Origin of the sequence: Paenibacillus barengoltzii NBRC 101215 (genome assembly GCF_004000745.1) — a bacterium.
GTDB lineage: Bacteria > Bacillota > Bacilli > Paenibacillales > Paenibacillaceae > Fontibacillus > Fontibacillus barengoltzii.
Genome location: NZ_BILV01000068.1, coordinates 1 through 7,898, shown reverse-complemented (window position 1 = coordinate 7,898; position 7,898 = coordinate 1). Strand labels below are relative to the sequence as shown.

The 7,898-nt window shown below is 54.9% G+C and carries 8 protein-coding genes; all 8 read right to left on the bottom strand.

Annotation, left to right across the window (positions count from 1 at the left end; genetic code table 11):
• Window positions 1–498 (bottom strand): carbohydrate ABC transporter permease (locus PBA01S_RS17415; RefSeq protein ID WP_164744186.1); only part of this gene is annotated, 498 nt, incomplete at its 3' end.
• A gap of 17 nt (window positions 499–515) precedes the next feature.
• Window positions 516–1,406 carry a carbohydrate ABC transporter permease gene (locus PBA01S_RS17410; RefSeq protein WP_016313056.1) on the bottom strand — a complete coding sequence of 297 codons (891 nt, stop codon included), beginning with the start codon at window positions 1,404–1,406 and terminating at the stop codon, window positions 516–518.
• A gap of 128 nt (window positions 1,407–1,534) precedes the next feature.
• Window positions 1,535–2,887 carry a sugar ABC transporter substrate-binding protein gene (locus PBA01S_RS17405; protein ID WP_127576428.1) on the bottom strand — a complete coding sequence of 451 codons (1,353 nt, stop codon included), beginning with the start codon at window positions 2,885–2,887 and terminating at the stop codon, window positions 1,535–1,537.
• A gap of 232 nt (window positions 2,888–3,119) precedes the next feature.
• Window positions 3,120–4,304 carry an MFS transporter gene (locus tag PBA01S_RS17400; RefSeq protein WP_085279728.1) on the bottom strand — a complete coding sequence of 395 codons (1,185 nt, stop codon included), beginning with the start codon at window positions 4,302–4,304 and terminating at the stop codon, window positions 3,120–3,122.
• A 135-nt stretch (window positions 4,305–4,439) separates the two neighbouring features.
• Window positions 4,440–4,742: an ArsR/SmtB family transcription factor gene (locus tag PBA01S_RS17395; protein ID WP_028538557.1), complete on the bottom strand. Its 303-nt coding sequence runs from the start codon at window positions 4,740–4,742 to the stop codon at window positions 4,440–4,442.
• Window positions 4,743–5,327: 585 nt separating this feature from the next.
• On the bottom strand, window positions 5,328–6,275 hold the full coding sequence (locus PBA01S_RS17385) for an MsnO8 family LLM class oxidoreductase (protein ID WP_255315382.1): 948 nt from the start codon (window positions 6,273–6,275) through the stop codon (window positions 5,328–5,330).
• A complete protein-coding gene (locus tag PBA01S_RS17380) occupies window positions 6,265–6,993 on the bottom strand; it encodes a histidine phosphatase family protein (protein ID WP_127576427.1) in 729 nt (242 codons plus the stop codon). Before PBA01S_RS17380 ends, PBA01S_RS17385 begins: the two co-directional genes overlap by 11 nt.
• A gap of 74 nt (window positions 6,994–7,067) precedes the next feature.
• Window positions 7,068–7,898, bottom strand: an 831-nt coding sequence (cbiB, locus tag PBA01S_RS17375; protein ID WP_127576426.1) for an adenosylcobinamide-phosphate synthase CbiB, incomplete at its 5' end; no start/stop codon positions are given.

The window sequence follows — 7,898 nt, the reverse complement described above, 5'->3', positions numbered from 1 at the left end:
GATCTCCGCCGGAATGCTCTTCATGAACCCGCTAAGGATAAAGACCGAGATCGGAGTGGAAAAAGCGATATACGGCAAAATCAGCGACAGATGCGTGTTGAGAATATCAACGTTTTTGAAAATCACCATCAACGGCAACAGCGTAGCCTGCATTGGAATCATCATCCCCATCAAAAAGATGGTCATGACCATGTTCCCATACCGCCAGCGGAACCGCGAAATCGCATACGCCACCATCGAGCTGAGCAGAATGACGCAGATCATGGTGATCCCGGTAACGATCACGCTGTTGGATAAATATTTCAAATAGCTCCCCGACTCGTAGGCGTCTTGGTAGTTGTGCCACTGCAGCTCTTTCGGCAAGGCGAAGAAGCTCCCGCCCATGATCTCCTCATTCGTCTTCAAGGAATACAGCAGCAACCATAACAGCGGGTACAGCTGGGTAACGACCGGAATCGCAAACAGCACGTAGACGATTCCTTTTTTGACTTTTCGCATGAACCTCGCCTCCTTTGCTAGCTGTATTTGCGCTCAAGCTTGTTGAAGATGGAATTGATGATCGCCGTGCATGTGAGGCACAACAGAACAAGGAACGTAGCGATCGCGCTGCCGTACCCGTATTTCAAAGACAGGAACGAGCTGTTGTACATATGCGTGGAGATGACGTCGGTGGCGTGCGCAGGTCCGCCGGCCGTCATGACCATCACAAGGTCGAACGCCTGCAACGAGCCGATAAACGCCAGGACGATCGATATTTTGAAGATCGGGACGATCAGCGGCATCGTGATGTAACGGTCTGCTTTGAACCCTTCCGCCCCGTCGATTTTTGCAGCTTCATAGATTTCATCCGGAATGTTCTGCACCCCGGTATATTGAATGAGCAAATGATAGCCGAAATACTGCCACAGTGACACGAAATACAGACTGTACATTGCGATTTTCGGCTCAGTCAGCCAGTTATGCGTCCAACTGTCCAGACCTAAGGCGATCAGCACGCCGTTCAGCATGCCGCCCATCGAGGTCGGGTTATAGATCGTTTTCCAGAGTTGTCCGATAATAACAACCGATAAAATGACCGGCGTAAAATAGATCGACGCCAGCGTATTCCCCTTTTTCAAATAACGGCTAAGCAATATAGCGAAAAACAAGCAAAGCGGAATCTCCAGCATGGAGGCTACCGCATAAAGCAGCGTTCTCCGGACCGACGGCCAGAAGACCGGGTCGTTCCAGAACATATCCCGGAAATTGGACAGCCCCGTAAACTTCGGGGTGGTGATCCCGTCCCAGTTCAACAGGCTGGTCCCAAACGATACGAGTATCGGAACAAACACCAAGCACACATACAACAACAGACAAGGCAATACGAAGACGGCTATTGTGCGTGCGGGCACCTTCAGTACTTTCATCTCTCCGCCCCCCAATAGAAATGCGATGCGAAGAAGCGCTCTAGCACGAATGCTGTTAAGGGCTACTTCGCATCGATGGAAAGGTAACTTTTTGTAAAAAGATCAGGTAGGGTGATTAGCTCAAGGAATTACTGCTTGTTGGCTTCATAGGCGGTTTGATGCTCTTTGGCCACTTGAGCGGAATCCACTTGCTGCACGAACAAGTTTTGGATGCTGCTGAGGTGAACTTGCGCTGTTGCCGGGTTCATCGTATTGTCGAACGCCAGGTCGCCGCCCTTCACTTTGTTGAACAATTCAGCAACTTCGATCGCCAGATCAGAGTAGCCTGCGGCTTTCAGGTCACCGTCAACTTTTTGACCAAGGCCAACCGCGTTTTTGTTCTCAAATTGCTTCTTCGGGAAGTTCAGCGCAAAGAAGTTCAAGAAATCCTTCGTTTCTTGCAAATGCTCGCTGTTCGCCGATACCGCAAACGCACTGCCCGGCGCTAGCATAAACTCATTGGGGTCTCCTTTGCCGTTAACCGTCGGGAACGGGAACGCTCCCACTTTACCTGCAACGGACGAAGCGTCGATGGCCCCGGTTTCCCAAGAACCGATGACCCACATAGCCGCTTGACCGGATTTGAAAATGTTACCGCCTGCCGTAGCGTCAATCGAAGTTGCGCCGTCCGGGAAGGCACCGGCTTGCACCAGCTCTTGGAACTTGTCAACAGCTTCGATGAAGGCCGGATCTTCGAACGTTTTCTTTCCGTCCATGACGTCTTGCAGGAAGCCTGGGCCGCCGTTTGTACGAAGCAGAATGTTCATGAACAGGAACGAACCGGTCCAGGAATCCTTCTCCCCGATTGCCAGCGGCGTGATGCCTTTTTCTTTGAAAATCTTCACGTCAGCCAGGAATTCGTCGAACGTTTCCGGGACTTTCGTGATGCCGGCTTGCTCGAACAGTTCTTTGTTATAGTAAACGACCTCGATGTTGTTGCCGTCTGGCAATGCATAAACGTTGCCGTCGAAGCTGTAATAATCAAGCAGCCCCTCTTGGTACGTGTCTTTCAGCCCGTTTTGGTCCAGCATGTCGTTCAGCGGTGCCAGAAGACCGGCGTCCACGAACGGTTTCATTTGTGCTGCCGGGTTCACAATCGTAATGTCTGGAACCTCTTTGGATGCTGCTTGCGTTTTAAGCTTGATTTTTTGCTGGTCGGTATTCAACGTGTCAAGCTCAATATGGATATTCGGATGTGCCGCCTCATACTCTTCCACCAGTGCATGAATCGTTTTGTAGGACGGAGTCGCCGGGTCCGGATAGATGTTCTGGAACGTGATGGTGATCTTCTCTCCGCTTCCGCTCTGTCCCCCGTTTCCAGCAGGCTCATTCGCCGCCGCGTTATTCTTCCCACCGCCGCCTCCACATGCCGACAGGCTCAATGCCAGTACGGCAGTTAAAGCGATTGCAGAAGTTCTCTTCCATAGCTTCCGATTAACCATTGAATCATGCCCCCTGTGTTTAAGATAAACCCATTATTATGTACTTAAGCGCTTTCAACAAGGCGCGAACTTCAGGGATCCGGTTGGTTTTTTTTAGGTATGTAGAATTTCCCCTGTTTCCTTGGATTTGGGAATGAAGGGGGCGGGGCTCCTCGTGTCGTTTAGTTGTCATGCATCATCTTCCGAAAACCGGAAGATGATGCATGACAGTCGTTTGCAATCAGGTACAACTTCAATTCATTTCTCCGATACCTTCCCTGCCGGCACTCATTCGCATTCTCAAGAGCGACGCCACCACGATCGCAATAGCGACACCAACCATCCCGACCCAGGTAATGGATGGCAGAGACACCCGTTCGATCATGACGCCGCCGATTGCAGCCCCCGCAGCCATGGACAACTGCATCATGGATTGGTTCAGGCTCAGCATGATTCCAGAATAATTCGGTTCAATCCGAACCAAATTGACTTGTTGCGTTGGACCGGAGGACCAAGCCGCAAACGACCACAAGATCAGGAGGATGACAATCAGCTGCCACGAGTGCGTATAGGCAACGGATAGAGAGAGGAGAAGCAGCGCGATGACGTGCAAGAGCAATCCCCCTGACAGTGTCGGGAACACCCCCCATTTATCCGCGCTGAAACCGCCGAATTTGGATCCGAGCAGGCTGGCGATGCCGAAAGCCAACAGCACTCCGCTCAATATCCCTTCCTTCAATCCGGCAACATCCAGCAGATACGGTGAAATGTAGGTGTAGGCGATCGAGTATCCGCCGAGCCAGAAAAAGGTAATCGCAAGCCCCAGCGCTACGTTGCCGTTTTTCAAGAAGGCAAGCTGCTTGGACAACGGCATCGGTTTATCCCCTTGAACTCGGGGGATGATGGCGTACAGAACGAACATAACCACCAGACCGGCCAGTGCCAATATACCAAAAACCGATTTCCATCCGAGTTGTGATGCAACGATACGTCCAAGAGGCACGCCGATAATCAAGGAGGCCGTAAAGCCCATCACCACGGTAGCAATCGCGCTGGCTTGTTTGCCGGGGGCGGCAATTTTCGCAGCGATGTCCAATGCGGTTACCACAACCATTCCCGCGCCCAGAGCCATGATGACGCGAGCTGCGAGAAACGAGGCATAGCCAGGTAAAACGAAAGACAGGATATTCCCGATCACGAAGATCCCCAGCGCCCAAACCAGCAGTTTTTGTCTTTCCACCTTGGCAGTCAAAGCCATCAGAATCGGGGTGCCAATGGCGTACACAAAAGAAAAAATCGTGACCAACTGCCCCGCGGAAGTAACGGAAATCCCCAGGGTATCCGAGATCTTATCCAAGATGCCGGAAATAACGTACTCGGAAGTACCCACCAAAAAAGTAACTAATGCCAATAAATAGACTTTCCACGTGCTAGACAATACGTTCACTTCTCCTTCTTTTTGTTGTATGAATCGTTACCGACATGAGGATCCTTTTGATAAATTCATATATCGCAATATGTCGATCTGTTGGGCCGAAAAAAAACTGAATACGTTTGAGGTATTCAGTTCAGATTAGAGTTTCTGATTTAAGAAATCAGCTAATTCGCTTATTTTCTCTTCGTTGCGTTTGTAGTACGTATATTTGCCGATTCGCTCGGTTCGAATCAGTCCGGCCCGTTGCAGAATGGACAAATACTGCGACGCTGTCGACTGTGTCATGTTCAACTTATCCGTCACTTGACTGACACACACCCCGATTTCCCTCATATCCACTCCTTCATGGGGCACAAAATGTTTTTCGGGCTCCTTCAGCCACTGCAAAATCTGTAACCTCGACTCGTTAGACAACGCCTTGAACACTTCAATTGGATCCATGTCTTGTATTATATCTACATTTTGCGATATGTCAATCTAATCTTTAATGCCCCATAAACCAAGTTCTAAGCCTATTTTAAAACCTCATTCAATGAAACGCTGCGGTGATAAAATCCATAAGCCGAAGCTCATTCGCGGACGCCGCTGCAGTTTGCGGCAGGAGGGCTGCGGGAAGTGATGTATTTCGGAGGACTGGACGCGGTCGGCTCGAACGCCTTCGTTTGTGGGGCGTCGCCGTGGGATTTTTGGTCCTGCTGCTCGCTTCCGGATTGAAGGCCGGTCGAGCGACAGATGCGCCCCCTACTTCTGTTACAGGGGATTAAAATAGTGTGGTGGCATAATCAGCAATAAGCGCTTTAGAGTAGGTGCTTCTTTCGTGAGACCGTTTGGTGCGTTTGATGTTTTGGTGCCGAACTCATATTGTATTTTATACAACATTTTGGGCCCATGGGGGAGCTGCCAACCGCAAAATGCTGTATTTCGTACAGCAATTCACAGTATTATGGGCCCTCCCCCGCAAAAATGCTGCACTTTCTGCAACATTATGGCCAGAACCCCTGAAGACCAGGGAAAATGTTGTACAATCTACAACTTTTCAACACGGGACGCTTCGGCCAGAAGTTGATAGGAGAGCAACCGTTCCTCGTAATCGGGGATCAGCGATACGATCAGGAACTCGTCGTTGCGGCACTTCTGTTGCAGGTTTCCCAATTGTTCTAGGACTTGCTTGGCTGTCCCGGAAAACCCTTGAAAAGGCGCCCCTCCGCGGGCGCGGAATCCCTCCGCCGCCTGCGCCGCCAAAGCCTCCGCCCGGGCTTCGGTCTCCGCGCAAATCACGCTGACGGCAAGCATGGCGGAGGGCTCGGCTCGGTGGACGGAGGGGCGGAAGGTATCGCGGTAGGCCCGCAGGACTTCGGCTCCGTCACTGTCGCTCATAAATTGGCCGAAGACATATCCCGTTCCGAGTTCGGCCGCATACCCCGCGCTTTTGACATTCGTGCCGAGCATCCAGAGTTCAGGCGGAAGCTGGGGGACCGGCCTTGCGGTTACGGGATGGTCCTCGTAGCGATAACGATCCGCAAGCAGGTCGGAAAGCTCCTTGGCCAGTTGCGGATAACGCCCGACCCGTTCCAGAAAATTGCCGCTTAAAGCCATCGACGCGTGCGCCTCCCCGCCGGGGGCTCTCCCGATCCCGAGATCGATGCGCCCCGGATACAGGGCCGCCAGCAGCCGGAAGTTTTCCGCGACCTTCAGCGGACTGTAATGCGGGAGCAATACGGCGCCCGACCCCAGACGGATCCGGCGGGTAGCCGCTCCAATCGCCGACAGCAGCACCTCCGGCGCCGCGCTGGCCAATGCCTCCATATCGTGATGCTCCGCCGTCCAATAGCGCAGATATCCCCTTTCTTCCGCTTGCCGCGCCAACCGGATCGCTTGTTCGAGCGCCGCCTCTGCCGTTGTCTCCGGGAGCTTCGGCACCAAATCCAGCACGCCAAGCTTTAGCTTCATCTTCATCTCAGACTCATTCATCATGCCCCTCCTTCTCCATATCAGGTTCGCCTTCCCCATGAAAGAACAAACGTTGAACGCCGCCCGGCCCAACCCGGGTGTCCCAGAAACCCAGACCCGGCTGCAGCAGCGAGCAAAGCATCGAGATCACGCCGCCGTGGGTCACGATGAGCAGACGTACGGACTCAGCGGGTTGTGAAGCGGGTTGCGGCGAAGGCGGATGCAATCGCAAGGTTGGCGGCAGGAACGCCGGCTTGCGCAACGGGTCGATTGCCAAGCTGCCGGAGCCAAAGTTGGAGTTAGGGGCCTCTCCCGCTAACGCTATCGTCTGCATCAGAAGCTCCTCGCCTACTTCAGATACCCGTGCTTGAAAAGCCTGCCAGGATTCGCCCCCGGGGGGTGTTCCAGCCTGCGGATCATCGATCCAGGCGCGGTATCGCTTGTCATCCTTCAGCATCTCATACGTTTGGCCTTCCCACCGGCCGAAATTCATTTCCCGCAAACGGGGGTCCAGTTGCGCGCCGTCCAGCAGATCCGGACGGGCCCAAGCCAACGTTTCCCGGCAGCGCCGTAAATCGCTGGCATATACCGCGGCGAAGTTCACCCCCGCCAGTTCCCGGCGCAGCTCTGCCAAACTCGACGCCTCGTCCGGCAGCAGCGGCGGATCGCTGTGGCCCTGATATCGGCGTTCGGCGTTCCAGGCCGTGAGACCATGACGAACCAGCCACCATTCCGCGTTCATTTTCGTTCACCTCCCGGTCAATGCCTCGAGCCAAAATTCAAGCCCCGCTTGTTGACACAGCGGACCGAATCCGACTAAATCAAACTCCAGCTGCCGACGATCGCGATCCATGCCGCCGTTCCTGCAATGACGGTTGCATTCGCTGCCCAAAACATCAGCTTCGCCGTCTTCGCCACGTCCCCGGGCGCCAGCTCCCGGGTTTTGTCGCCCATATAGGCGCGGAACGAAACGACGCCGTGGTAGGAATTTTCCCCGCCTAACCTTACCCCGAGCGCCCCGGCTACCGCCGCCTCCGGGTAGCCGCTGTTCGGGCTCGGATGCTTGGCGGCATCGCGGCGCACCATTCGCCACGCGCCGCGGGCATCCAGCCGCAAGGCCCATGCTGCGACGTAGAGCAGCAGCGCCGTCAGCCGGGCGGGGAGGTAATTGGCGATATCGTCCAACCGGGCGGAAGCCCAGCCGAGATCGATGTATTTGTCGTTCTTGTAGCCGACCATCGAATCGAGGGTGTTCACCGCCCGATACGCCATCGCCAGCGGGGCGCCGCCCAGCAGCGCAAAAACGAGCGGCGACACGACGGCGTCGACGATGTTCTCGGCGACGGTCTCGACGGCGCCGCGCGTGATCTCCGGCGCATCCAGGTGCGCCGTGTCGCGTCCGACGATCATGCCGAGCGCGCGGCGGGCGGCGGGCAGGTCACCGCGCAGCAGGTGGCCGGCCACGTCCATCCCCGCCTCGCGCAAGCCTTTGGCGGCGATCGTCGTCCAGATGAGGGCGGCCTCCGCCGCGGCCGCCAGCCACGGGCTGACCTGGGCCAGCAGGCGCAGCAGCGCCCAGGTCACGGCAAAGCTGCCGCCGGCGACGACCAGCGGCAGCAGCACCCCCGCCGCCCGGTAGCGGCGGGG

Bases quoted from the DNA above. Each gene is read 5' to 3' on its own strand.
- PBA01S_RS17385 (WP_255315382.1), bottom strand. From the start codon at position 6,275: ATGATGAATGAGTCTGAGATGAAGATGAAGCTAAAGCTTGGCGTGCTG.
- PBA01S_RS17410 (WP_016313056.1), bottom strand. From the start codon at position 1,406: ATGAAAGTACTGAAGGTGCCCGCACGCACAATAGCCGTCTTCGTATTG.
- PBA01S_RS17395 (WP_028538557.1), bottom strand. From the start codon at position 4,742: ATGGATCCAATTGAAGTGTTCAAGGCGTTGTCTAACGAGTCGAGGTTA.
- PBA01S_RS17405 (WP_127576428.1), bottom strand. From the start codon at position 2,887: ATGGTTAATCGGAAGCTATGGAAGAGAACTTCTGCAATCGCTTTAACT.
- PBA01S_RS17380 (WP_127576427.1), bottom strand. From the start codon at position 6,993: ATGAACGCGGAATGGTGGCTGGTTCGTCATGGTCTCACGGCCTGGAAC.